General features: G+C 43.3%; 19 protein-coding genes, 7 pseudogenes and 1 riboswitch. Of the genes and pseudogenes, 7 read left to right on the top strand and 19 right to left on the bottom strand.

What is annotated here, in order from left to right; all coding sequences use genetic code 11:
• Nucleotides 1–219 precede the first annotated feature (219 nt).
• Nucleotides 220–1134 (bottom strand): NERD domain-containing protein, encoded by a 915-nt coding sequence (locus JCM21738_RS15065; protein ID WP_023626746.1) that lies wholly within the window; start codon nt 1132–1134, stop codon nt 220–222.
• Nucleotides 1135–1325: 191 nt separating this feature from the next.
• Nucleotides 1326–1912: pseudogene (locus tag JCM21738_RS15060) on the bottom strand (cell wall hydrolase).
• Between the two features lie 573 nt (nt 1913–2485).
• Between JCM21738_RS15060 and katA the strand changes: the two are divergent.
• Nucleotides 2486–3945, top strand: a pseudogene (gene katA, locus JCM21738_RS15055) (catalase KatA).
• A gap of 223 nt (nt 3946–4168) precedes the next feature.
• On the opposite strand, the pseudogene JCM21738_RS15050 reads toward katA, so the two are convergent.
• The 3 genes and pseudogenes from JCM21738_RS15050 to JCM21738_RS15040 form a co-directional block, all read right to left on the bottom strand.
• A pseudogene (locus JCM21738_RS15050) lies at nt 4169–4805 on the bottom strand (FMN-dependent NADH-azoreductase).
• Nucleotides 4806–4933: 128 nt separating this feature from the next.
• Nucleotides 4934–5533 carry an NADPH-dependent FMN reductase gene (locus JCM21738_RS15045; RefSeq protein ID WP_023626742.1) on the bottom strand — a complete coding sequence of 200 codons (600 nt, stop codon included), beginning with the start codon at nt 5531–5533 and terminating at the stop codon, nt 4934–4936.
• A gap of 25 nt (nt 5534–5558) precedes the next feature.
• Nucleotides 5559–6415, bottom strand: a pseudogene (locus tag JCM21738_RS15040) (VOC family protein).
• 221 nt (nt 6416–6636) lie between these two features.
• On the opposite strand from JCM21738_RS15040, the gene JCM21738_RS15035 reads away from it, so the two are divergent.
• Nucleotides 6637–6945, top strand: coding sequence for a winged helix-turn-helix transcriptional regulator (locus tag JCM21738_RS15035; RefSeq protein ID WP_023626740.1), 309 nt, complete (start codon nt 6637–6639; stop codon nt 6943–6945).
• A gap of 423 nt (nt 6946–7368) precedes the next feature.
• Here JCM21738_RS15035 and JCM21738_RS15030 read toward each other — a convergent pair whose 3' ends face one another.
• Nucleotides 7369–7809: a Dps family protein gene (locus JCM21738_RS15030; protein WP_023626739.1), complete on the bottom strand. Its 441-nt coding sequence runs from the start codon at nt 7807–7809 to the stop codon at nt 7369–7371.
• A gap of 207 nt (nt 7810–8016) precedes the next feature.
• Between JCM21738_RS15030 and JCM21738_RS15025 the strand changes: the two genes are divergently transcribed.
• On the top strand, nt 8017–8229 hold the full coding sequence (locus tag JCM21738_RS15025; protein ID WP_023626738.1) for a hypothetical protein: 213 nt from the start codon (nt 8017–8019) through the stop codon (nt 8227–8229).
• A gap of 40 nt (nt 8230–8269) precedes the next feature.
• Here the strand turns inward: JCM21738_RS15025 and JCM21738_RS15020 are convergent, their stop codons facing one another.
• From JCM21738_RS15020 to JCM21738_RS14995, 6 genes and pseudogenes are all read right to left on the bottom strand, one after another.
• The gene (locus tag JCM21738_RS15020; RefSeq protein WP_023626737.1) at nt 8270–9532 is read right to left on the bottom strand and encodes an exo-beta-N-acetylmuramidase NamZ family protein; all 1263 of its coding nucleotides are present in this window, start codon (nt 9530–9532) and stop codon (nt 8270–8272) included.
• A 110-nt stretch (nt 9533–9642) separates the two neighbouring features.
• Nucleotides 9643–11764 (bottom strand): annotated as a pseudogene (locus tag JCM21738_RS15015) (glycoside hydrolase family 3 protein).
• Nucleotides 11765–11815: 51 nt separating this feature from the next.
• Nucleotides 11816–13513, bottom strand: a complete 1698-nt coding sequence (locus tag JCM21738_RS15010) for a serine hydrolase domain-containing protein (RefSeq protein WP_023626735.1) — start codon at nt 13511–13513, stop codon at nt 11816–11818.
• A 231-nt stretch (nt 13514–13744) separates the two neighbouring features.
• Nucleotides 13745–14140 (bottom strand): HIT family protein, encoded by a 396-nt coding sequence (locus JCM21738_RS15005; RefSeq protein ID WP_023626734.1) that lies wholly within the window; start codon nt 14138–14140, stop codon nt 13745–13747.
• A 423-nt stretch (nt 14141–14563) separates the two neighbouring features.
• Nucleotides 14564–14776: a hypothetical protein gene (locus JCM21738_RS15000; RefSeq protein WP_023626733.1), complete on the bottom strand. Its 213-nt coding sequence runs from the start codon at nt 14774–14776 to the stop codon at nt 14564–14566.
• 96 nt (nt 14777–14872) lie between these two features.
• A complete protein-coding gene (locus tag JCM21738_RS14995; protein ID WP_023626732.1) occupies nt 14873–15325 on the bottom strand; it encodes a DinB family protein in 453 nt (150 codons plus the stop codon).
• A gap of 257 nt (nt 15326–15582) precedes the next feature.
• Between JCM21738_RS14995 and JCM21738_RS14990 the strand changes: the two genes are divergently transcribed.
• A complete protein-coding gene (locus tag JCM21738_RS14990) occupies nt 15583–16098 on the top strand; it encodes a DoxX family membrane protein (RefSeq protein ID WP_023626731.1) in 516 nt (171 codons plus the stop codon).
• A 46-nt stretch (nt 16099–16144) separates the two neighbouring features.
• Here the strand turns inward: JCM21738_RS14990 and JCM21738_RS14985 are convergent, their stop codons facing one another.
• Together JCM21738_RS14985 and JCM21738_RS14980 are read right to left on the bottom strand one after the other, a co-directional pair.
• Nucleotides 16145–16477: a nucleoside triphosphate pyrophosphohydrolase gene (locus JCM21738_RS14985; protein WP_023626730.1), complete on the bottom strand. Its 333-nt coding sequence runs from the start codon at nt 16475–16477 to the stop codon at nt 16145–16147.
• Nucleotides 16478–16899: 422 nt separating this feature from the next.
• Complete coding sequence (locus JCM21738_RS14980; RefSeq protein WP_023626729.1) at nt 16900–17124, bottom strand: hypothetical protein; 225 nt, start codon at nt 17122–17124, stop codon at nt 16900–16902.
• A gap of 260 nt (nt 17125–17384) precedes the next feature.
• A riboswitch (cyclic di-GMP riboswitch) is annotated at nt 17385–17469 on the bottom strand.
• Between the two features lie 328 nt (nt 17470–17797).
• Between JCM21738_RS14980 and JCM21738_RS14975 the strand changes: the two genes are divergently transcribed.
• Entirely contained in the window at nt 17798–18142 is a 345-nt protein-coding gene (locus JCM21738_RS14975) for a hypothetical protein (RefSeq protein WP_023626728.1), read from the top strand.
• A gap of 44 nt (nt 18143–18186) precedes the next feature.
• Here JCM21738_RS14975 and nadE read toward each other — a convergent pair.
• A pseudogene (gene nadE, locus JCM21738_RS14970) lies at nt 18187–19006 on the bottom strand (NAD(+) synthase).
• 255 nt (nt 19007–19261) lie between these two features.
• Between nadE and JCM21738_RS14965 the strand changes: the two are divergent.
• Nucleotides 19262–20317, top strand: coding sequence for a lactonase family protein (locus tag JCM21738_RS14965; protein ID WP_023626726.1), 1056 nt, complete (start codon nt 19262–19264; stop codon nt 20315–20317).
• Nucleotides 20318–20550: 233 nt separating this feature from the next.
• Here the strand turns inward: JCM21738_RS14965 and JCM21738_RS14960 are convergent, their stop codons facing one another.
• Nucleotides 20551–21534: a Gfo/Idh/MocA family protein gene (locus JCM21738_RS14960; protein ID WP_023626725.1), complete on the bottom strand. Its 984-nt coding sequence runs from the start codon at nt 21532–21534 to the stop codon at nt 20551–20553.
• A gap of 124 nt (nt 21535–21658) precedes the next feature.
• Between JCM21738_RS14960 and JCM21738_RS14955 the strand changes: the two genes are divergently transcribed.
• Entirely contained in the window at nt 21659–21856 is a 198-nt protein-coding gene (locus JCM21738_RS14955) for a hypothetical protein (RefSeq protein ID WP_023626724.1), read from the top strand.
• 72 nt (nt 21857–21928) lie between these two features.
• Here the strand turns inward: JCM21738_RS14955 and JCM21738_RS14950 are convergent, their stop codons facing one another.
• From JCM21738_RS14950 to JCM21738_RS14940, 3 genes and pseudogenes are all read right to left on the bottom strand, one after another.
• Entirely contained in the window at nt 21929–23335 is a 1407-nt protein-coding gene (locus JCM21738_RS14950) for a sensor histidine kinase (protein ID WP_031308279.1), read from the bottom strand.
• Complete coding sequence (locus JCM21738_RS14945; RefSeq protein ID WP_023626722.1) at nt 23325–24023, bottom strand: response regulator transcription factor; 699 nt, start codon at nt 24021–24023, stop codon at nt 23325–23327. Before JCM21738_RS14945 ends, JCM21738_RS14950 begins: the two co-directional genes overlap by 11 nt.
• Nucleotides 24024–24239: 216 nt before the next feature.
• Nucleotides 24240–25653: pseudogene (locus JCM21738_RS14940) on the bottom strand (MBL fold metallo-hydrolase).
• Nucleotides 25654–25879 lie beyond the last annotated feature (226 nt).

Here is a 25879-nt window from a genome sequence, read left to right as displayed (position 1 = left end):
GGTTTCATAAGGATACGATTAGGCTTGAACCGTACCCTTATGTGGATGGATTTTACCTCATAAGGATACGATTGGGCTTGAACGGTACCCTTATGTTGCTGGATTGGACTTCATAAGGGTACGATTCCGCTTGAACGGTACCCTTATGTTGCTGGATTGGGCTTCATAAGGATACGATTCCGCTTGAAACGGTACATACCCTATTAGCATGATTCTTTACTATTCATTTTTAGGTATATAGTGAGTAGAACGGCCAGAGCCGATCAATGTGAAGTTTTCTATAAGTGTGTTTCTAATAGGCTTTTTCGTTTTGATAGAATTGCACCATTCATGCACCATATTGACTGTTAATGCTTCTTCCGGAAAAAGTAATAGGATATCCCTAACACTTCTCAATACGGCTTCATGAATATTTTCCCGTTTCCCGCAACTATTGCATATTAATGTTTTTCTGTTAACGATAGTATTCAATGTATGACAATGAGAACAGGCTATTCCCTTCTTCAATTTCTCGAAATTATATTCAGGGAGCCTCTTATACGGTGAATCATGGGAATGCAGGGAAAGCAGCCTATCTGATAAATTTGTATGAGTATTTTTTATTGGGGCAATTTGTTTTTGCAGGTTATGAAGAAGTCTTGGAATCTGGTTAGGAAAGATAATTGGTAAATTACGCGGAGCTTGATAGAGGTAAAAGTTCGGGTTCACGAAGACTAGAGTTGATTCGATATTAATGTTGAATCCAAGGTCTCGTACCAACCTTCGCAGAAGAGACTCTGCTCTTTCCATTTGTTGTAAAGGATTCTTGATTTCCACTCCATTATTTGTGTACCACCTATCCCCTTCGATAAAATAATCGCCTTCAAAATACTTCACTTCAAACAAATGGAGGATCTTGGAGATGAATAGGGAATCGATTTGAAATTTAGTATTTCCATGTTCAAGGAGCAGATCATTCATAACCAAGAAGCCTTTTTCAACCTCCTCCATCGTGCGATCAAAAATCACTTCTCCTTCATAACCCTTTTCCAGGTAGAGATAGTTACTGTATTCTTTCGGAGACAAGTTCATTCGGGCATTCAGTATCCTCAGAATTTGCAGTTCCAGGGATTCAACACGTGATTTAACTATCAAAAAATATTCCTCCATTCATTATGTATTGCAATTAAATAGTATGTTTTATTTGAATATTTAACAAGCTATTTTACTCTAAGTGTCAAGCAAATTTTTTCCGCATAACCAATTGAGAAAAAGCCGTACAGATTGAGAATCTGCACGGCTTTTTCCGGTTTAGTACATGAAACTTTAGTTACCATTTGTTAATGTTACTTTGCGAATCTATGGTTTCCAATTGTTACTGTTACTTCTCTTGAGATACCCACTTGCTCACTGCAGTCTTCGGGTTGAAGAAGAACAATGAGCCGCTTCCTTGCCCTCTGAATGCTAGAGCTTCTTTTACAGCTTTCTTTGCTTCTGCATCTGCCGGCTTATTGATCGCGCCATTTTTTACAGGAGTGAAAGCATAGTAGCCGTTTGCCTTTTCATAGACAACTCCCTTTAATGTATTAGGGAAATCAGGGCTTGCTACTCTATTCAAGACAACAGTCGCTACTGCTACTTTCCCCGCATATGGCTCGCCTTTTGCTTCAGCGTGAACCAGCCTTGCAAGCAAGTCCTGATCTGCTGCAGATACGGCTGAAGCCGGGATGGTCAACTTTTGTCCTGGATATAGTAGATTGCTAGTCCTATTGTTCGCTTTCTTTAATTCTGTCAGTTGCACACCATACTTGCTGGCGATTCCCCACATTGTATCTCCTGTTTTCACCTGGTAAGTTGCCGCTTCAGCAGCTGCTCCCATTGAAAACATAGATAAGGATACCGCTGCTGTCAGTGCTGCCAATGTTTTTTTCATTTTCCATACCTCCCAGTAGTGTTGCTCTCTTTCTCTACTAATAAGGCTAGCAGTTGTAACGTAGTTATTCATTGTCCAATAAGTGCCATATAGGAGAAAGGGCGGCCATCCATTGAAAACGTTCGATTGTTTTTAAACCTAGAAATTAATTCCACTACTTCCCGTCTTCCTTCAATAACCAGACTTGTCAGTTAACGGTTCAAATTTTACATAGTGTTACAAGTTTGTAACCTGGTAAATTGCTATATTTTTTAAAAATAAAACCAATCCGCTCTCATCTCGCAGGATCATCACTGGAAACTACATCGTAAGCGGGACGATTTTAATTTTATTGGCGAAAAACAAATTATATCGACCAAATTTTGCAATATATCAGCGAATTTTTGATTATATCTATCACATTTGAAGATATATCGACCACATCTCTGAATATATCGACCAAGCTAAAAATAAGAAGTTTATCACATTGTATTAATTTCTAATATAAAATAATTATAATTAAGTATTGATTTTTAATTGAAAGGTGTTATCATTTAGGTATAAACCAAATTCACTATAAAAGGCGGGATCATGATGAGCAATAATCAAAATAACCATCTTACTACAAGCTGGGGTGCGCCGGTTGGGGACAACCAGAACTCCATGACTGCGGGACAAAGAGGTCCTACTCTACTACAAGACGTACACTTGCTGGAAAATTGGCACACTTTAATCGTGAGCGTGTGCCTGAGCGCGTTGTGCACGCAAAAGGTGCCGGAGCACATGGCTATTTTGAAGTAACAAATGATGTGTCAAAATATACAAAAGCTGCTTTCCTATCAGAGGTTGGCAAGAAGACTCCTCTATTCATCCGCTTCTCAACAGTAGCAGGAGAACTTGGATCAGCGGATACCGTCCGTGACCCACGCGGCTTCGCAGTGAAGTTTTATACAGAGGAAGGAAACTATGATATCGTCGGGAACAATACTCCGGTATTTTTTATCCGCGACGCGATCAAGTTCCCTGATTTTATCCATACACAAAAGAGAAACCCACAAACACACTTGAAGGATCCAAATGCTATTTGGGATTTCTGGTCCCTTTCACCAGAATCATTGCACCAGGTAACGATTCTGATGTCTGACCGGGGTATCCCTGCTACATTCCGACATATGCACGGTTTTGGCAGCCATACCTTCAAGTGGACAAATGCCGAGGGTGATGGCGTCTGGATCAAGTACCACTTCAAGACAGAACAAGGCGTGAAAAATCTTGCAGCAGATGTAGCCGCTAAAATTGCAGGTGAAAATCCTGACTATCATACAGAAGATTTGTTCAATGCGATAGAAGCTGGGGACTTTCCTGCATGGAAACTATATGTGCAGATCATGCCACTTGAGGATGCGAACACATATCGTTTCGATCCATTCGATGTCACAAAGGTATGGTCGCAGAAGGACTATCCATTGATTGAAGTCGGCCGCATGGTATTGGATCGCAATCCGGAAAATTATTTCGCGGAAGTTGAGCAGGCTACATTCTCTCCTGGAAACCTTGTCCCTGGTGTCGATGTATCTCCGGACAAAATGCTGCAGGGCCGCTTGTTTGCATATGCTGATGCACACCGCTACCGTGTTGGCGCAAACCATAATCACCTGCCGATCAACAGGGCTAAATCAGAAGTGAACTCCTACCAGCGTGACGGCCAGATGCGCTTTGATGGCAATGGCGGCAAATCAGTAAACTACGAGCCTAATAGTTTCGGAGGACCTTCTGAATTGAACGAACACAAGCAGGCAGCCTTCCCTGTCAGCGGCGTTGCCGAAAACGTTGGATATGACCATAACGACCATTACACCCAGGCTGGTGACCTGTACCGACTGATGAGCGAGGAAGAACGCGAACGCCTTGTCGCTAATATTGTCGCTGCCATGAAGCCAGTTCAGCGCGACGATATCAAACTACGCCAGATCGGCCACTTCTACAAAGCAGATCCAGAATACGGAACACGCATTGCTCAAGGATTGGGCCTGCAAGTTCCACATGAAGTTTAATATTACAAAAAACGGATGCCCTAAATTAGGCATCCGTTATTTTATTCATATATAAGCTGATGGAATGGTTTATCGGACAAACTAACGGCGATCTCCTAAAAATGTGTCCGTTAGAAGATCTCTATCGGACAAACCCAGTTGGAGATTCCAAATAAGTGTCCGTTAGACGCCTCTAAACAAAATAAGCAGACCGGTAATCCAGCCTGCTTCCGTCTATTATTCATTAAAATGTGTGCGCCAAATCCTTTGCACGCGCAATTCCGTTTTCTTTGATTTCCTGTGCTTTTTCTGGGTTTGCATTGTGGCCTTCCAGGTATAGGCATTCCATTGAAGGCACACCGAAGAAGTTCATGATTGTTTCGATATAGCGATTTCCCATTTCCATGTTCGCTGCTGGTCCTTCTGAGTAGTAACCGCCACGGGCCTGGATATGAAGGGCTTTTTTGTCTGTCATCAAACCGACAGGGCCTTCTTGTGTATATCTGAATGTTTTGCCTGCTACAGCTACTGCGTCCAGATATGCTTTCATGACTGGCGGGAATGAGAAGTTCCAAAGCGGTGTCACGAAAACAAATTTGTCTGCTGCGGTGAACTGGTCAACCAGTTCAGCAAGACGGCCTACTTTTGATTGTTCGTCTGCTGTAAGCTCAGTGAACTCAGTTCCTTTTTGCAGCTTGCCCCAGCCGCCTAATACGTCGGCATCAATGTGAGGAATGTTTTCCTTAAAAAAGGTCCAGATGAATGACTTCATCATTCTGGTTCTGCTGTTTGTACGTATCTATGAACGCTTTTCCTGCTGCCAAACTGAAGGATTGTTCTTCTGTCAACGGGTGTGCTGTGATGTATAAAACTTTAGCCATGATGTTATTCCACCTTTTCTTTCTTGATTGTAAAACTATTTCAAGAAAAATATATCTCGAATTTAAAATAGCTTACTTCGAGATATTAATCCGTTTTTAATAAAAGGTCAAAAGAAATGCTCGTCTTTTTATCTTAAAGTTCTCAATGCGCCGCTCCATGCTTCAACCTCATCAAGCATCGCATTGACATTATCAAGGTGTAGGGCTTGTGGCTTGAATTCCGTACCGTTCTCAAAGTCTGTAAATAGGGATAATGTTGGATGTGTACGGACGTCGGCAATTTTCAATTCACCACAGATTCCTCTTAAGTGCTCAGCAGCTCTTGCTCCGCCTGTTGAACCATAACTTATGATTCCGGCAGCTTTGTTATTCCATGCTTCGCGTGCAAAATCAAGCGCATTTTTCAAGGCACCTGTAATACTGTGATTATACTCCTGGACGATAAATACGAAACCATCAAGGCTTGCAAGCTTTTCATTCCAGGCAGCAATCCCTGGCTCAGTACCGTCAGTTGTACCCAGGAAAGGCAATTCAAAATCAGCAATATCCACGATCTCATAATCTGCATTTCCACGTTGGTCAGCAATCCCCTTCACCCATTCGCCAACTTGAGGGCTTACACGGCCTTGTCTTGTGCTGCCTAAAATAATTCCGATATTTATTTTTTCAGTTGGCATTTTTGTTTCCTCCTTCTTTTTACTACCAAAAAGTTTGTTTAATAAACCCATTATTTTCACCTTCTATTCTTTCAATTTACTTAGCAGTTTCCAGCCTGATTTTATTTCCCGAAGGATCAACTGTTATAGCACGCCATTTTCTTCTGCAATAGATGCGCCTATTTCTTTTAGCGAGGCAACTGTATCTTTCAAACTCGCTTCATCCGGCAAAACTAGCGCATAAGATTCAAGCCCCACGCTGTTAGCAGGCGGTGTAGGAGCACCTACTCCATTCCATGTGTTCAGCCCAATATGGTGATGGTACTTTCCTGTTGAAATAAAGAGAGCCTGTGGACCGTATCGGCTTACCACGTCAAAACCAAGTCCCTTTGTATAAAACTCCTCAGTTTTATCTAGTTCAGCAACGTGTAAATGGATATGCCCCATAACTGTCCCTTCAGGAAGACCATTCCATGTACCTTCTATTCCCTCTGCAAGAAGGTTTTCGGCATCCAATGCTTCAGTGGCCATCACCACTTGACTCTCATTCCATTCCCATTTTGACGCTGACCGGTCTGTATAGATTTCAATTCCATTTCCATCCGGATCTGCTAAATACAGTGCTTCACTTACAAGATGGTCAGACGCCCCCTGCAATGGATATCCAGTCTGCAGGAAGTGCTTCAGTATTTTTGCCAGGTCAGTACGGTGAGGCAGCAAAAGGGCGAAATGATACAATCCAGTAGTTCTTCCCTTCTTCGGGATTACATCAGATGGCTGCTCAATGCTTAATAGCACGGTTTCTCCATCGGCAGTTAACTGAGCGGATTTATCTGTTTTTTCGTATACCTTAAAACCAATTACTTTTTCATAAAAGGCAAGGGAGCGTTCCAAACTTTGCACCTTTATATTTACTTGGCCTACAAAAGTAACGGGTGGTTGATGAAAACTCATATTTACTTCCTCCTTTTTGATTGAGAATTCCATATTAAGTTGGATATTAGTCAGGATGGCCAAATCAAGGTGTGCTCATATACTGCCATTTCAATAATTCATCTGGTTACTTTATGTAAGTAACTATATAACTGTAAATTAATTACGTCAAGTATCTTTTTTATAAAAAGTAATTTATTTTTCATTTGATATGTTTATAATGTTAGTAAGGAGTGATTGATATGGATAAGTCGATTTGTCCCAGATTTGAAAAAGCCATGACAATCCTAAGCCAGCGTTGGACTGGAATGATCATATATCAGCTGCTTGCTGGACCACAGCGTTTTTGTACGATTGAATCCTCTGTAGGAGTAAGTGGAAGAGTGCTTTCAGAGCGCTTGAAGGATTTGGAAAACGAAGGGATTGTGCGACGTGAAGTTCATCCTGAAACTCCAGTCCGGATCGAATATTCTCTGACCGAAAAAGGCAAGGCACTGGAACCTCTTATGAAGGAAATAGAAAAATGGTCACAGAGCTGGCTGGAAGTTTAAATAATAGATTTTAAATAGGAATCTTCATCATAAAAGCACCCAAGGATGGGTGCTTTTTGTGTCTTGGATTATATATTTTTTTATAAAACCTAAAACACGACTCAATAAGGAAACTTTTATTAGACACTCCGCTGCTGCCTTTTGCTTGAAATGTCCATTAAACCTCTGTTATTGGACATTTCACTCCGGCATCTTGCTTGAAATGTCCATTAAACCTCTGTTATTGGACATTTCACTCCGGCATCTTGCTTGAAATATCCATTAAACTCCTGTTATTAGACATTTTGCTCCAGCTTCTTGCTTGAAATGTCCATTAAACCCCTGTTATTAGACATTTTGCTCCAGCTTCTTGCTTGAAATGTCTATCGTAAAAACGATAAAAAAAGACGTATGTGATTGCATACGTCTTGCATTCGTCATTTATTATCTCCCCAGGAACGAGTTCAGCATCCACACATGCTTTTCCAAACCTGAGTGAATGGACAGCAGCAGGTCGCTTGTTGTTTCATCTTTGACTTCCTCAGCCAGCTCCATTCCCTGCTTTAATTCTTTAATCATTGTTGAATAGTCTTCTACTATGCTTGCAACCATATCAGTTGCGGTTTCATTCCCTGTTGCTTCTTTTACTGATGCGATTTCAAGTGCACCGGACATTGTTGCAACGGGCTTGTCCCCCATTGCCAGCAATCTTTCTGCAAGTTCATCGATATGTAAGGCAGCTTCGTTGTAAAGCTCTTCAAATTTTGCGTGCAGGGTGAAAAATTCCGGTCCGTTCACATACCAATGGTAGTTGTGAAGCTTAATGTAGAGTACAGTCCAGTTTGCGATTTGCTTGTTGACTGACTGCGTCAATTCATTATTCATCTTGGATCCCTCCTATTTAAATGTACAGATTCATTATAGTCCAATATTATCCAACAAAGGGTTTTAACCCGGCATTGTTCACAGAACTGTCAACTTTTCAGACAAGTTATATACTAGTATCGGGTCAAAAACCAAATTTCTCCATAAACTATACATAATAAAGTAATTATTTCTCCAAACTATGCATAGAAGTGGAGGTGTAAAGGAATGGGATTATTTAATGCTCTCAACCAATGGAGAAATGCAAGATACGAAAACCACCTTTCTAATATGAAGGACCAGAATAAATGCCCGGACTGCCATGGCAGAGGATATTACGCTTTTTCCGCGAATGAGTTTGTTTATTATGCGGCACCTTACGAATGTCCTGGCTGCAGCGGCAGTGGATTATATACAGATTGGAGCAACAGCACGACTTAAAAATGGCCACTGCTTTCGCAGCGGCCATTTTTCTATCAATTTAGTAGAGAAGGTACTTTTCCCTCACCTGCTTGAACTCATTCAATTCCTCTTTCCACATAGCCTGGATGTCTTCAACAGATGTTCCGGCTTCAATTTCTTCCCTGATCCAGCCGTTTCCTGTCAGAAGGTCGAAGAAGGAAATTCCCCTGCTGTCTTCAGCGCGGAATTGGAAATCTTCAGGATACATATCGTGAATTGTTTTTACAATATGAAGCCCTGTTACAATCGGCTCAAACGATTCATGGTCGGTAATATGAATCTGGATTCCATGTGACAGTTTGCCTGCATGCTTTGAGAATGTCGGGATGAATGATGCTGCCCGGAACTTTACTCCCAGAAGATTCAAAGAGTTCAATTTTGCCGACAGCTCATCCGAGTTGATGAATGGTGCTCCGATCAGCTCAAACGGCTTTGTCGTTCCCCTTCCTTCCGATACATTCGTTCCTTCAATCATTGCGGCTCCCGGATAAACGAATTCTGTATCCAGGGTAGGCATGTTAGGCGAAGGCATGACAAACTCAAGCGGCGTTTCATCATAATGCATTGTGCGCTTCCAGCGAACCATCTCAACAACAGTCAGGTCTGCGCCAATATTGAATTCTTCATTAAATAGCTTCGCCAGCTCGCCAACCGTCATGCCGTGGCGCAGAGGGATTTCATAGTTTCCTACAAAGGATTTATATTCAGTTTCAAGGACAGGTCCCTCGACTTTATGGCCGCCAAGAGGATTTGGACGGTCAAGCACGATGAATGGGATATCATTTTCCTTTGCGGCTTCCATTGCATAAGCCATTGTGTAGATATACGTATAGAATCTTGTTCCTACATCCTGGATATCAAACAGCAGGACATCAATGTTTTCAAGCATTTCTGGTGTTGGCTTTTTCGTTTGTCCGTAAAGGCTGTATACAGGAAGCTGCGTTTTTTCGTCGATATAGTACTCAACATAAGCTCCAGCCTGTGCGCTTCCCCGTACGCCATGCTCCGGACCGTAAAGTGCGGTCAGTTCGACATCAGGATCGTTGAAAAGCAGGTCGACAACACTGTTCAGATTCTGGTCTACTCCAGTAGGATTCGTGATCAGTCCGACTCGCTTTCCTTCGATCAGTTCCTTGTGGTCCTCAAGCAATGCTTCTGCACCAACCTTGAATTTTTTCAGGTCCTGGCTCTTGCCCTGTCCGCTATCATGGTTCGCCAATGCAATCGTCAATGAAGAGAGAATCAGGACGGTCGTCAATAATGCTGCCAGCCATTTTTTCAACTAAATCACTCCTGTTTTTAATAGATTTTAAGATTATAATTTTGCAAAGTACCTTACTGCCACTAAAAACCAAAGGCAGGCCCCATTGATGATGCCTGCCTATTCACTTTTTAGTAGGTTAATCCATGGCCGAATTCATAAAGGACTCCGCCATTATAATCAGGAATCGTAATAGGCAGCTTCCCTGTTGGCGCAAATTCTCCAAATAGCGCTCCGGCCGCTGCTTCAAAGCTTGCTGGGCGGAAACCGTATTGGGTCAGGTAAGCGTCGATTTCAGGGTAAGCCATAATGTCATATGGATTGCGGATGCCGACACCGATTACTGGAGTATCTGCCAACTCAATGATCTGATTGACCATTGCCATTTGAGCACTGGAAGGCGAACGGCCTGATACATTAAAAGTATAGGTACCGACTACCACCGCGCTGGCGTTTTTAATTAATTCCAACTGAGCTTCTGTCAGCTTATAAGAAGAAGATGAGATGACGGTTGTATTTTCATGGCGCTTTTTAATCGCATCACCCAGGCTGCTGATAAAAGTATTGCCCACAACAACGATCTTCTCATTGCTTTTCAGCTTCAAAGGCAGTCCGGCATCATTTTTAACCATAGTGATTGATTTCTCAGCTGCTTCTTTTTCAATTTGCTTATGCTCAGCAGAACCGACTACCTTCACTGCATTCGCAATCTTGTCTTCAACTGAAAGAGGATTTTCTTCCTTGATTACGCCTCTTTTTACCTTCAGGGTTAAAATACGTCTGACGGATGCTTCTACTCGCTCTTCGGAAATCTCGCCAGACTTCACTGCTTCTAATAAGCCTGATGCGACTTCTTCAAGACCGACCGGCATTAAAACGATGTCCGTTCCTGCTTTTACCGCACGGATGGCTGCATCGACAGGGCCGAAATGGTCAGCGATGGCTTTCATATTCATCGCATCTGTAGTGATGACCCCTTCATAGCCCATTTCTTCACGCATCAGCTCTGTCAGGACTTTGTATGAAAGGGTTGCCGGGATGGCAATTTCTTCGCCCGTTTTCTGAGATACTGCTTTTGTTCCGTCGATTTTAGGGAAAGTGACATGCGCTGTCATAATCGCATCCACGCCTGCTTCCATTCCTTTTTGGAACGGATACAGCTCAACTTCCTTCAAACGTTCTTTATCATGTGGAACTTCAGGCAAGCCAAGGTGGGAATCGACTGCTGTGTCCCCATGTCCCGGGAAGTGCTTGGCTGTCGCTGCTACACCGGCAGCTGGAGTCCCTTTGTATAAGCAACACCCATGTCAGCAACAAGCTGCGGATCTTCGCCAAATGACCGGACGCCGATGACAGGATTGTCCGGGTTGTTATTCACATCCATAACCGGTGCGAAGTTCATGTTAATTCCCAAAGACGCCAATTCCTCACCGATTGCGTTACCTACGTTATAAGCGATTTCTGGTGACCGTGTTGCGCCTAATGCCATATTTCCTGGCATATCCGTTCCAGATTGGAGCCTTGTGACAATTCCGCCTTCCTGGTCAATCGTCAGCATCAGGCCGAATTTTTCAGCTGCAGCTTGATAATCAGATACCAGGCGAGATGTTTGTTCTGTTGTCACCACATTCTCGCGGAAAAGGATCACTCCGCCCAGATGGTATTTTTTTACGAGCTGCTCAATTTCCGGCAGCATTTCCGTTACATTTTCACCTTTCCAAGTCCTGAAATCAGGCATCAGCATCTGCCCTGTTTTTTCCTCCAGAGTCATTTTGCTGATTGCATTGCCAATCAAGTCATATCGCTGACCTTCCTGCTTAATGACCACCGCTTCGGATTCAGGTTTTCCTTTTTCACCATCAGCTTTGGAGGATGGCTTCACTTTATAATCGAGGGCGATACGGTCCTTGAAAGTACCGTCAGTCACTGTAATGAACGTCCGTCCATTCTGCCCTGTGAAAATCACATTTCCACCTTGATCAACTGTTGCGACATTTTTATTCGCCGACTCCCAGACAAGGTTTTCAGATGCCAGCATGAAATGTCCTTCCGAATACACATGGAGTGCTTTTAATTGTATGCTTCCATCATTCACTGCTGCTTCCGCTTCCGGAACGTTTTCGTAAATCACCAGATCCTCCACTGTACTCTTTTCCTCGGCATTAGCTTCTTTAAAGAAATGCCGGGCAATATTTGTGAAAAAGCCAGCACGAACACTAGTGAATAAAGCATTAGCTTGCTGAGTTTCCTCATCGTATCTCCTCCATTTGCATATTTTATCCAATTCACTGAGAATTACTAAAGTTAGTAATTTCTTTGCTGCCAGCCTTCTCCTGAAAAATCAGTCTCAACCTTTTTACCATAAGAGGTTACTAGTTTGACATTGTCGACATACCAGCCGCGGCCATTCGTATAACTGTCCGTTTGGTAGCGGAAACGGATGTGCTTGGTTGCTGCAGATATTTCAACTTCCTGTGTATCCCATTCTACGCTGCTTCCTGTAAAAACAGCTGCCTGTTCCCAGTTTTCACCGTCTTCGGAGATCTCCAGATAGCCATAATCAGCATCATTTTCAATCCGATGCCAGGTGTCGAATGATAGTTTAGCAGGCTTTTCAAGCTCCACTTCTGCTGTCATCGTGCGTTGGAGTTTGTCTCCATATCCAGAAAACCACGCTGATCCATCCGGAATGTTTACCGGGATTGCATCGGCAACCTGCCTGGCCAGCTGCCTCCGCGCGACGTTCGTAGAAACCGTGCTGCGGCTTGGATGGACCCTATTGGTGAGCAGGATTGCGATCGTGCCATTATTTCTGTTTACGACAATGGATGTTCCTGTATACCCCGTATGCCCCAGAGATGTACCCTCTGATAAAGCATCCATGAACCATCCCTGGGCGATTTCCCACCCTAATCCATGATCATCACCAGGAAATTGCGGGATTTGATTTTCAATGATCATCTCCACTGTTTCTGGCTTCAAAATGACTTCGCTGCCATAACGGCCGTCATTCAAATACATATGCGCAAGCTTGGCGAGATCCTCTGCAGTCGAGAACACACCTGCATGGCCTGCAACACCATCCAGCGACCACGCGTTTTCGTCATGGACTTCTCCCCAGACGATTCCGCGGTTCGTCCATGGCTGGTATTCTGTCGCGGCGATCCGCTTTTTCAGTGATGAAGGAGGATTGTACATTGTTTCTGCCATCCCGAGCGGCTCTGTTATATACTCTTTGACAAACTCATCCTGGCGCTGGCCGGAGAGCCTTTCGATCAGCAGGCCGAGCGTGATCATGTTGAGATCGCTGTATGTATAAGTTTTGCCCGGCTCACTATTTAATGGGTGCTCTAACACAAAATCCATTCTGTCTTCGCGGCTGCTTCCTTTTGTATAAAGGGGAACCCATGCAGTAAAACCAGATGTGTGGGTAAGAAGCTGCCTGATAGTGATATCTTCTTTACCATTGGCAGCGAACTCAGGAATATGCTTAGAAACTTTGTCATCAAGTTCGAACTTTCCCTGATCATATAGAATCATAGCTGCTGTGGTGGTGAAAATTTTACTGATAGAGGCAATGTCGAAGATGGTGTCCTCCTCCATCTTGATCGGTTCACTAGATTCAGTGAATTGGTCATCTTCATATCTGTAAGCAAATCCATACGCTTCCTGCTTCACAACATGTCCGCGGCGGGCGACGAATGCGACAGCACCTGGCATCACGCCGTCAGCAATCATATTTTCCATATGTCCGTCAATCTCATCCAGCGGCTGCTGTATCATGCCTGCTCCCCGCACCGATCCTTTATGAAGGACTGGAGATAACGGACCTGGCTTGTCCCACGGAAATACAGGATGAAGTTCCATTGAGCCTCCTTTGGCCTCCCGATGTTCAATCGATGTCCCAGGTGCTTGATTGCCTTGTGCAAATGACACTGGAATCATCACTCCTGTACCGAGAACTGCTGCTGCTAAGGCAATTGATAGTCGTTTGTTCTTCATGTTTCCTCCTTTTCCGAGCCATCGCTCCATTTAATCTAGTAAACTTTGAAAAGGCTTTCATTCTGTAACCTTAGACTATCTAAATAACAGTATAGATGTCTATACCACTATAGACCCAACCCTCCTGAAAATAGAAAAATCCCGTGACTGCTCTCCCGGGATTTTCGAATCATTTTTGTAAAAATATTCAAATAATTTTACGGAAATTTTCCCAACATTGAATTTCGTGGATTATTTGCGCATATTATCCTTTTGTTTAATCCAATACCTGATTCCCTTGCCTGCAAGAGGTTCATCCTTGAATCGTGGAATGACATGTAAATGGGCATGAAAAATCGACTGCCCGCCGGCCCTTCCAGTATTCCAGCCAACACTGTATCCATCGGGAGCAAACTTTTTGTCAAGAATCTTTTTTGCCCCAAGCAGTAACTCCCTCGAATCCATCCACTCCTGATCTGATAACTCAAATACATCCTGCTTATGAAGCTTCGGAATAATCAGCCCGCTCCCCTGCAGGACCTGCTGCTCAGACTCCTTCTGGATGAAATAACATGTTTCATTCTCCAATACGATTTCTTGCTCTTCATCTGCATTCACATTGCAGTATGGGCAATTCTCCTGGTACATTTTTCAGTGCCTCCATTTCCACCACTTTTTAATTGGAAAAAACACGGATATCTTATAGTTCGCGTAATTCCGGCTTAATATCGCGGAATTATTCTTGATAATCGCTGAAATGATTCGTGTCATAATAAATCCGTTTTCTTGACAGCTTTGCGCCCTAAACCCTGAAACCTGTCATAATAAACCCGTTTTCTTGACAGCTTTGCGCCATAAACCCTGAAACCTGTCATAATAAATCCGTTTTCTTGACAGCTTTACGCTCTACAACCTGAAACCTTTCAGTCATTCGTGAAAAAAAACGATAGGTTTCGCGGGGAACGGGATACCTCGCCTAATCTATGTATTGTTTCTTTCCCAACCCACTTATATCAACAACTTTTTTCCTATATCATTTGATGGTCCAACTTCGATTTGCAAAGGGAGCCTTTATTTCTTATCACTTTTTTTATCCAGATTATTTAACCAAGTCTCATAAAACTCATACACTGACCCTGCTGCGACAAAACCAATCAACAGCAATATAACCCAAAGAGTCTTTTTGATCCAAACAACATCAACAATGATTGATAATCCTCCAGCAACGACAGTGGAAATGATTAAGATCAGCCATCTTCTCAGAAGCCTTGAATCCTTATCCATGCTCCTTTCTAACACCTGCCTTCCTTATTTAGTAATATGTAATAAGGGATAACAGGTTTCAAAAAACAGGGCCCAAAATAGGACCCTGCAAGTTTATTACTTTACTAATTTTCTCATCGCATGGATTTGCCCGAGATGGTAGGCTTCATGGAATAATGCCATGTTCGCTAGTTCTCCAAAAGTATCAAGCCCAAGAAAAGGCTTCTTAAGCTTCTCATCCAGCATGGATGCCGGTACTTCCTTGATCCTCCCGAGCTGCGCTTTCAATTGCTCAGTCAATACCTCAACTGAAGGAACGTCTCCAGTCCATTCTGATGGACGGGTACCATTTCCGAATAACTCTATGTAATTTGCAGGAAGATGATTTGATTTTTTCGGGAATCCCATCATGAATTGTTCCGTAACTGTCAGCACATGCCCGATGTGCCAGTGGATGTTATTATTGAAGCCTTCCGGCTGAACACTTGCCTGTGCGGTAGTGATCGCCTCAATGATTTTTAAAAAATTACCTCTAGTCAATTCAAACTGTTTAAATAAGAGCTCGCTCATATTTTTCCTTCCCCTTCCTAGCTTGTACTTCACATTATATTTATTCTATATATTTCCAACATATGCAGCAAGGGAAAAGGAATTATCTTACAAATACCCCTTAATGTATTATATTCCATTAAAGGAAATCATTTGACAAAATTTGTTCATAACATTATGGCTGATGTGTGTCTTCACACTTTTTTCACAGATTTTCATAAATTGCTTTGATATCTTATAAGTGTAATCATTATATATTTTGAAGGGAAGCGATTTAGATGTTCGCGAAATGGTTAAGAGAAAACAATATTGCTGCTGGCCTGTTGACTGTGATTCGTGTCTGGCTAGGTTACAACTGGATGACTGCAGGATGGGGAAAATTGACTGGTGAAGGATTTGACGCAAGTGGCTATTTGAAAAACGCCGTTGCGAACCCGGTAAAAGGTCCAGATGGAAATGCAGTATATGGTTGGTACGTGAACTTCCTTGAAAGCTTTGCGATCCCGAATGTCGAACTTTTCAACTTCATCGTTCCACTTGGTGAATTCCTTGTTGGACTTGGTTTGCTCCTTGGAACACTGACAACTGCAGCGATGTTCTTCGGCCTGGTAATGAACTTCAGCTTCTTCCTTGCTGGAACTGTTTCTCATAACCCAACTGACATCTTCTTCGGCTTCATCATCCTGTTCGCAGGCTACAACGCTGGTAAATACGGCTTAGACCGCTGGGTGGTTCCTTTCATCCGCAAGACTGTTTTCAAACAAACACCAGAAGCTGCACATAAATCTGCTTAACGATATTGCAAAAGCCCTCCGCCAACAAGGCAGAGGGCTTTTCTTATCAGGATTTTTCTTCAATTGTTTTTAGCATGATTTTTTTCCTGAAGCCGCCGCTGCGAGTCTTCTTAAGCTGGCGCATGAACTCAACTTCGGATTCCGTGATGCCGCGATGATCGGCAATTGCATATACTACTTCAAGCAAATCAACGATCTCACTCAACAGCCTGTCCGTTCCAGCATTACGGAACTTCTCGACTTCCTCATTGAACTTCTCCATAAGTTTTTCACTATATTGACTTCCACCCAAAATTTCAAATTCCACATTCTTGCCTTTTTCCGTCATTAATTCCGGAAAATAGTCTCTAACAAGCTTGTTATATTCCTTTTTCTCCATGTCGATTCCCCTTTAGCTGTCCTATTGATAAACATATCCTTTATTCGAGATGTTCAAACACTTTTTTAAAATATGGCCCTGTTATATCAGGTTGTTGATTTTCAATATTCGTCTTTAACAGAGCCTATTAAAAAAAAACAGGTTCAGCCGTCTTGCGAAATAAATAGAATAATAGAAAAAGCCTGTGGATCGGTCCACAGGCTTTTTGTAAGATAAGGAAGTATAGAATTCATTTTGAGAATTGTCCAGCTCCAGCGCCTAGCCAGTTTTCATCCGCGAATATGCTCCTCGATTATCTTGCGAGAAGCGTTAGCTTTGAGCAGCTCGAGACGTTTCGGTCCGCCCAATGAAGTCAAAGAACGACTTCACTGGTCGGCCCTCCAACGCTTGTCGGGGCTGACCAAGGCGCTTCCGCTTTCCTATCAAACTACATAATCTTCAGTTAATTTGCTGCAGGCATTCGATAGATTCTGCAGGCATTCCATCCTTAACTTCTCGTCGCAGATAAAATCATTCAGCAGTTCTTCTTCAAGCTTCATTTGAATTTGATTGATTTCTTCTTTCAGCCGCTCTCTTTTTTCAACCTCTGATAAATGAAACTCAATTTCCCGTTCGAAGTACTCTACCGTTCCAAATAAAACAGTCAACGATTCCTCCACCTTCCATAAAAATTTTAATCCTATCTGATAAAACCAAATCTGCCAAAAGGATTATATTAATTCGTCCTGTCAAGTTACTTAAGTATTATTTATCCTCTCTCGCAAAAGGCAAACGTTAAATTCATTCTTTTTGCAATATTGAGCAGAAAGGGACATTCCAAATAAAAAATCCCCAAAAAGATGGCGGATTTTTCGACAAGCGGTAAAGCAAAACAATTTACCTATCTTTTAATTTGCATCCGATCTTTTTTGGCAGCCCGACGATCATAGCTAAAACGCCTTAGACTCGTGGCTTTGCGTCCTTACCTTTCGATAAGTTTGCCTTTTTCAGTTCTACTTAAAATATAAAACTTAAGAACCATTTATTCAACAAAATTCGCCAATTAATTACAAAGATGAGTCAATTTTCCTATATATTTATGGTTAAAGAAAACCTTATCCACAGTCCATTTATAGATTACAGTTTAATAGATACGGCTATTTAAAAGAGCAGAACCAATTCGGATATTTGCGATGCTCTCTCCATGATTTTGTCCGAAGGTGGTTCACGTTCTGGGTAGATTGTTTTAACAATGTAATATAGCAGCAATCTCCGTGTAAAATTCCCTTGCTAGAATAGAGGGAAGAAGCTTTATTACAGGCGAATGGCAGGAGGATCCGTATGGAACAGCATGTTAAGATGTCGCTAGATAAATGGAAAGCAGAGATTGAAGAGATTCTTAAAGAGATTGATGCGGAATATGAAGAAGTGAAGAACGAGCTACAGGTGTATACATATAAATTCAACATTACAAAGCAGGTTGTCCAGTCAACTGTCAATCCTGATTTGAACAGGAAGATCCGCGAATTGTACCATCAGCCATTTGAGGAAAAGTTCAATGATTTAAAGGAATATATCAAGGAACTGGAAGAGAAGAAAAGAGTCTTCCAAATGTTCACTGATAAGATTGACAAAGTCACGGAAAAAGAAGTAGAGCCTCAGTTTGCAGTTGCCCAATCAGAGTAAAATCAAGCCTGGCTGATGAAAAATATCAGCCAGGCTTTTTTGTTTTACTTCTTCCACCAGGAATCAAACATGGATGCAGGTATATGACGTTTGTGCTCTGAAGTAAGGTATCTTCTTTCAATCTTAGCTGCATCTGCTTCGACAATCTGCTTTCCTTCCAGGTAATCATCGATGGCTTCATAGCTCACACCAAGCTCAGTTTCATCTGCTTGGAGCGGCTTGTTGTCGAGAAGGTCAGCTGTCGGCTCTTTGAGATATAATCTTGGCTCTGCATTCATAGCTTTGAGCAGTTCCCTTCCCTGTCTCTTGTTCAGGCCAGTTAGTGGCAGCAAGTCAGCTCCGCCATCACCGTATTTTGTGAAGAATCCTGTCACGGCCTCCGCGGCATGGTCGGTACCAATCACAAGCAAGCTTCCTGACCCGCAATTGCATATTGCGTAATCATCCTCATTCGCGCTTTGGCGTTACCTTTGTTAAAATCGGTCATTTTATCACCAATGGCATCCTCAAACTGCGTGTTAAAAGTATCAACCGCTGGCTGGATGTTGAAAGTGATCGTTTTATCCGGCTGGATGAACTTCAGTGCTTTCTGAGCATCTTCTTCATCTTTTTGCACTGAGTATGGAAGTCTTACAGCCACGAATTTGGCTTCAGTACCCTCCGAGCGCAGTTCCTCGACCGAGAGCTGTGCCAATCTTCCGGCAAGGGTGGAATCCTGCCGCCACTGATTCCAAGAACGAATCCTTTTGCTTTTGAAGTCAATAAATACTCCTTCAGAAAGTCGATTCTTTTTCTGATTTCCTCCTGAGGATCAATTTCAGGACGAACATTCAACGCTTCTATAATCTCTTTTTGCAAGCTCATAATAAACCTCCTAAATCACTATTAAATCTTCATTATGCTCTTTCGCTTATTAGGATAAAACACCATTATAAAAAGAGCATATCGCTTAAAAAGTTTAAAGTCCAGATGTTGGTCAGGAAATCTAACATCCCGAATAATATGTTCTCGCTTTATTTTACCCATTAGCTTATTGTTCGTAACATTTTGTCCAGCAAGATTTTTTTGCTAGACTATAACTTAGACTATAAATGATTGATCAAATTGGAGGCATTCACAATGGCAGCTAATGAAAAATTCACAGGCTATTTCGGTACATATACTAAAGGTGATAGTGTGGGCATCTATTCTTTTACACTGGATGCAATCAATGGAAAAATCATTGAGGTGAAGGCGGCAGCAGCGCTTGAAAACCCAACCTACCTGACCATCAGCGAAGATAACCGCTTCCTATATGCAGTTGCTAAGGAAGGCGGTTCTGGCGGCGTAGCAGGATTCGCCATTAAGGATTCTGGCGATCTGTCGTTCATCAATACCCAGCTTTCCGCAGGAGCATCTCCATGCCATGTGAGCGTGAACAGAGAAAACAACCTGCTTTTATCAGCGAATTATCACAAAAGTTCTGCAGATTCTTATCTGGTCAACCCCGAGAATGGCAGTATCGAGGCCGCCTTATCAAGTGCCGTCCATGAAGGTTCAGGCCCTGATGAACGCCAGGAAAAAGCGCATACCCATTATGCCGGTTTCACTCCGGATGGGAAGTACGCAGCAGTCATCGACCTAGGCATCGATCAGTTGATCACATACTCCCTGGATAACGGGCAGTTGATTGAGAAAAGTGTATTGGGTATAGCGCCAGGAAGCGGTCCAAGACACCTTGTTTTCCATCCGAATAATAAAATTGCCTATTTGATGACAGAATTCAGTTCAGAGGTTCTTGCCTTAAAATATAATTCTGGAAATGCAAGTTTTGAACAGTTTCAGGCGATTACCACTCTGCCAGCTGATTTCACTGAAAACAACCAGGGAAGCGCCATCCATATTTCATCTGATGGGAAATTCGTTTACGCTGCCAACCGCGGCCATGACAGCATTGCTGTTTTTAGCGTGGCCCCTGAAAACTTTGAGCTTACCTTTGTTGAACATACTTCAACAGAAGGCAATTGGCCGAGGGACTTTGTGCTTGACCCAAGTGAGAAATTCCTGATTGCGACGAACCAGAACTCCAGCAACGTCGCTCTTTACTCACGTGACGAGGAAACAGGCAGATTAACATTATTGCAGTCTGATGTAACAGTTCCAGACCCGGTTTGCGTAAAATTTTTAAATTACTAAGAGAAAAGCGCAAGCGCTTGGTCAGCCCCGACAAGCGCTGGAGGGCCGACCGGTGAAGTCGTTCTTTGACTTCATTGGGCGGACCGAAGCGACTCGAGCTGCTCAAAGCTAACGCTTCTCGCAAGATAATCGAGGAGCATATTCGCGGATGAAAACTGGCTAGGCGCTGGAGCTGGGCAATTCTCGAAGTGAATTTTACAAACAGGAAGATGCTTTTCACAGCACCTTCCCTGTTAATTATCACTCGGGAATCGGACGCCCATTTGCTTCCTCGCTTCATCGAGAATAGACATTGTCATTCTGGAGTTTTCAAGTGAATTGTTAACAGATTCCTGCTTGCCCTGCTGAATCAAAGTAATGAATTCCTCAGCTTCATAAAACATATTATCTGTAAGCTGCTCTTTTGAAATATCTTCCGTTTTCCCGTTACGATAGATGATTTCCACTTTTTCCGGCGTACTGATTTTATCAATCCAGATATTTCCATCCTCGCCGTGAATTTCAGATGGAAGTATTGAATCAGTGATTTTCGAGAACATGATGACAGCATCCATTTCATCGTATTTCAATATCAGGCTGCCTTCCCCATCCACCCCTGATTCGAGCACATAGCCATTCGCCTGGACTGATTTTGGCTCTCCAAATAAGACTACTAGCGGATAGATGCAATAAATGCCGATGTCCATTAAGGAACCTGCTGAAAATTTCGGGTTAAAGGCATTCAGCACTGTGCCCTCTTTATATTTGTCATAACGGGAAGAATACTGGCAATAGCTTGCAAAGTACCTTCTGACCTTGCCGATTTTATCAATATTCTCCTGGATAGCTTTGAAGTTAGGCATGAGGGTTGATTTTAACGCCTCCATCAAAACTACATGATTTTCTCTTGCAGTTTTTATCATTCCTGCAAGTTCATCGCTATTGGACGCGATTGCTTTTTCACACAGCACATGCTTGCCATTTTCCAAGAACGTGATTGCCTGGCTTGCATGCATGGAATTCGGGCTGGCGATATAGACTGCATCAATCACATCGCTTTTTGCCATCTCTCCTAAATCAGTAAAAATGGTACTCACCCCGAGTTTTCCAGCAAACTCCGCAGCGCGCTCCTCTGTACGCGAATAAACTGCCGAAAGCTGAAAATCCTCATGATGACTAGCACCTTTTATAAAAGCTTCTGTAATCCAATTCGTACCTACCACACCAAAACGCACCATAATACTCATCCTTTCGTAAGAAAAGCGCAAGCGCCTTGTTCAGCCCGACAAGCGCTGCCCGCCTAAAACGCCACATCGTGTGGCTGGCGGGTCTAGCACGTCCTGTGCCTCGGAGGGCCTGACTGTGAAGTCGTTCTTTGACTTCATTGGCAGGACCGAAATCGAAATGTATAGCCGACTGTTCAGAAACGCAGAAACTGGAGACTCCGACAAAGAAGCGCTCTTTGCTTCTGCCGGCGGAGTTGAAGTTTCGGAGTTTCTAGGAGGCGACACTAGACAAGCGACTCGAGGGGCTAGGCGCTGGAGCTGGACACTAATCTAAGTGTAAATAATTATACTTACTTATACACAAATAGCAAAAGCTGGAGGCGATGCCCGCAGCTTCATTTTCATATTATCGGAATGGGAGCTCAATCACAAACTTTGTCCCTTTTCCATGCTCACTTTCAACGGTAATTTTTCCATCATGCATCTGAATCAGCTGTTTGACGATGGACAAACCAAGCCCAAACTCACCAAACGGATTGCTTGTCCTTGAGATGTCAGCTTTGTAAAAGCGATGCCAGATTTTTTCGATTTCAGCAGGTTGTATTCCGATTCCGGTATCCTCAATTTCAATCACCGTACTGGCACCATCCCTCCTGCCTCGCAGCCAGATTGTCCCGTTTTCAGTGAACTGGATGCTGTTTTTCGTGATATTGATCAATATCTGGACCAGCCGGTCATAATCAGCATGGACCAAAGCCGATTCCTCTGCTTCGATTTCAATGATATTATTGCGCTCCTCTGCCTGAAATCCGAGCTGGTCCTGGATGATCTCCAGAACCTCAATCAATTCAATATCCTCTTTAAAAAGCTGTATCTGGTTTGAGCGAATTTTATCATAATCGAGATTTTCATTTACCAGCCGGATCAGCCGCTTCGTTTCCTGGCTGACCAGATTGATGCCGTGCTCTTTCTCTGCTTCAGGAATCATATCGGATTTAAAGCCCTCGATGATCCCGCTGATTGTCGTGAGCGGTGTCCTCAATTCATGTGATACGTCCGACATGAACTGTCTACGCCGATTTTCCAGATTTTCAATCTCAGATTTTGATTCATTAAGCTTGCTCACCATGCTGTTAAAATCATTCGCCAATTCCCCGATTTCATCGTAGTCAGAGGATGGAACTTTCACCGTATAATTCCCTGCCGAAACAACCGATGTTGCTTCCTGCAGCTTTTTGATCCGGTTGACATGGATGCGCGCCAGCACCCAGCTCAACAGGAACGATACGGCGAGCGCAATCAGCATAGTATAAAATAAGTACTTGTTGATTTCAGTGATCATTTCCCGTGTCCCACTGATTGGAGACGTAAGGAGAATGCCGCCAATGAAATCACCACGGTCCACATATGGCAGAACAACAAGCGTTACGGCTCTGTCATAACGTTCGAGATCATAATTCTTAACGATCGGCTTTCCGTTTGTAAGCTGGCTCCACTCCTTCTCCGTTAATTCAATCGCCGGCCCTCTCCACCTGATTGGATTGAGAAGCTGGATATTCTCATCAAACACACTGAATTGAATATCCCGGCCAAAAAGAACGCGGGCGTATTGATTGATCACCTGGTCAGGACGCTCACTGCCTCGGTCGAGATCACGGAGAATATTCTCTCCGTATGAAATCAGCTCTTCAGTCTTGTTCTTATAAACCAGCGTTTCCACATACTGTGTGAATACGAGGCTAAGTATGAGGAAGGCAACGATGATGATGCTGATATGGCTGATGAACTGCTGGTAAATATACTTAATTTTCATGCCCATCAACCGACTCATCGAACTTATAGCCTACGCCCCATACAGTATGGAACAATGGCTGTTCAGGCGTCCCAACCTTTTTCCGCAGCCGTTTGATATGGACATCTACCGTACGCTCATCACCGTAAAACTGGTAACCCCATACGCGTTCGAGAAGCTGCTCCCTTGTGAAAACCTGGCGGGGATGCTGGGCAAAAAAGAGAAGCAGGTCGAATTCCTTCGGCGTCAAGTTCATCACTGGTTTGCCACCAAAGTTGACTTCACGCGTTTCCTTGTTGACTTTCAGCAGGCTAGTCCCAACTTCACTATTCTCTTCAGGCTTTTGCTTCTTGTATCGGCGGGCCACAGCCTTGATCCTTGCCATCAAAGCCAGCGGACTGAAAGGCTTTGTCACATAATCATCCGCCCCCATCTCCAATCCGAGCACCTGATCCGACTCACTGTCCTTCGCCGTCAGCATGATGATCGGCACATCACTGCCCTCCTGCCTGATCTTCCTGCATAAGGTGACACCATCCATACCCGGGAGCATCCAGTCGACAATCAGCAGATCCCATTCTTCATTCTTAAAAACCTCATATCCTCGAAGGCCGTCATTCACGAACCTGCCTTCAATCCCCTCTTTTAAAAAGAACATCTCGATCATCGCGCAGACACTCTCATTATCCTCTATGACTAATATTTTCACGTTGATCCCCTCTTATCGGATATCTGTTATATCTAAATTATAGCGCAACGCAATCAGAATCAACTGTTTCGCCTGTTGTTACAGATTATTTAATAGGTTGGTCATAGTTTGTTCATCTTTTGGCCAGCATCAGGGATCACTTCGAGTTTTTCACAAAAAGAAAAAAGGGTGCCAATACGCAATAAAGCCAGCTCATCAACTGAGCTGGCTCTGGTATTAATCTTTTTTTACAGGCAATCCTTCTTCTTCCCATGCGGAGTAGCCGCCTTCGAGATTGACTATGTCTTTGTAGCCATTTTTCAGCAACAGGCTTGTGCCAATTGCGGAGCGTGCGCCTGACTGGCAGTGTGCGATGATCTTCTTGTCTTTAGGAACCTTATCCAGATTGTCAGTCAGGTTGCCGAGCATCAGATGGTAGGCACCTGGTATATGGCCGCTGTCCCACTCACTCTGGTTGCGGACATCGATGACGAAATAGTTTTCGTCTTCCATCAGTTCTTTTGCCTCGCTTGCCGTTACGGTCTTGTATTCTTCCAGCTGACCGCCAAGTTCTTTCTGGTCAATGTAACCAGTTACCTGATCAAGACCGATTGACTGCAGTGATTTTTTAATATCAGGAAGCTTTTCAGGATCAGCGATCAACACGATATCCTGATCATAGCTTAATAGCCAGCCTGCCCAGTTCGTGAAGGATTTGTTATATGGAATGTTGATTGTTCCTTCTGCATGTCCCTCCGCGAACTCATTTGCCGGACGGGTGTCAACAACTGCGGCATTGCCAGCGTCTGATAATGAAACTTTAGGAGTTTCTTCACGGCGAAGCAATTCTGGGCCAACTTTATTGAGTTTTTTCATCTCGGCAAAGTACTTAGGAGGTTCTGGCTGGCCTGCAAGCAGCTCTTCTACGAACTTTTCCTTCTCATTGATTTGGAAAGCCCAGTTGAATTTCTTCTCATAGCCTAAAGTGGACATCGGCACAGCTCCGAGGGATTTTCCGCATGCACTGCCAGCTCCATGTGCTGGCCATACCTGCAGGAAGTCTGACAGCTTTTCCATTTTGCGAAGAGATTCGAACATCTGTCGTGCCCCTGCTTCAGATGTGTCTTTAATGCCTGCCGCTTTTTCCAAAAGGTCAGGCGCCCTACGTCGCCTACGAACAGGAAGTCACCGGTGAAAATGCCCATCGGTTCATTTGCCCCGCCTCCCTTGTCAGTCAATAGGAATGAAATGCTTTCAGGTGTATGGCCCGGCGTGTATATAACTTCGAAATAAATATTTCCAATGTTAAAAGTCGATCCCTCAGTCAGCAATTCATGCTCATACTGATCGACATATTGATACTTCCAATCTTTATCACCTTCGTCTGATACATAAAGCTTGGCCCCATGATGGTGGGCAAGCTCCCTTGCACCAGAAAGATAGTCTGCGTGAATATGAGTTTCTGTTGCGGCTGAAATATTGAAGCTTCTTTTTTCGCAATATCCAGGTAAGGCTGGATATTTCTGGCCGGGTCAATGACAATCGCTTCACCCGTTCTCTGGCAGCCTATCAAATATGACATATGTGCTAGATGATCATCAAAAAAGATTTGAAATACATAGCGATTCCTCCTGCATTTTTTTGTTTTCATAGGTTCATGAAGTCTATACCCATCTATACCCTGCACCATATTTTTTAAAAGCTATAAAATATGCCAGCGGCACTGCCTTAATACCAATAAATACCTATAACTGTATTTTACTTTGTATAACCTTTTGCTTCAAGAACAAAAAGCGCAAGCGCCTCGTTCAGCCCCGACAAGCGCTGGAGGGCCGACCAGTGAAGTCGTTCTTTGACTTCATTGGTCGGACCGAAAT

The organism is Mesobacillus boroniphilus JCM 21738, assembly GCF_000517385.1.
GTDB classification, from domain to species: domain Bacteria; phylum Bacillota; class Bacilli; order Bacillales; family Cytobacillaceae; genus Mesobacillus; species Mesobacillus boroniphilus.
Note: the sequence above shows the minus strand (reverse complement) of the source record. Positions and strands in the feature narration are given on the sequence as shown.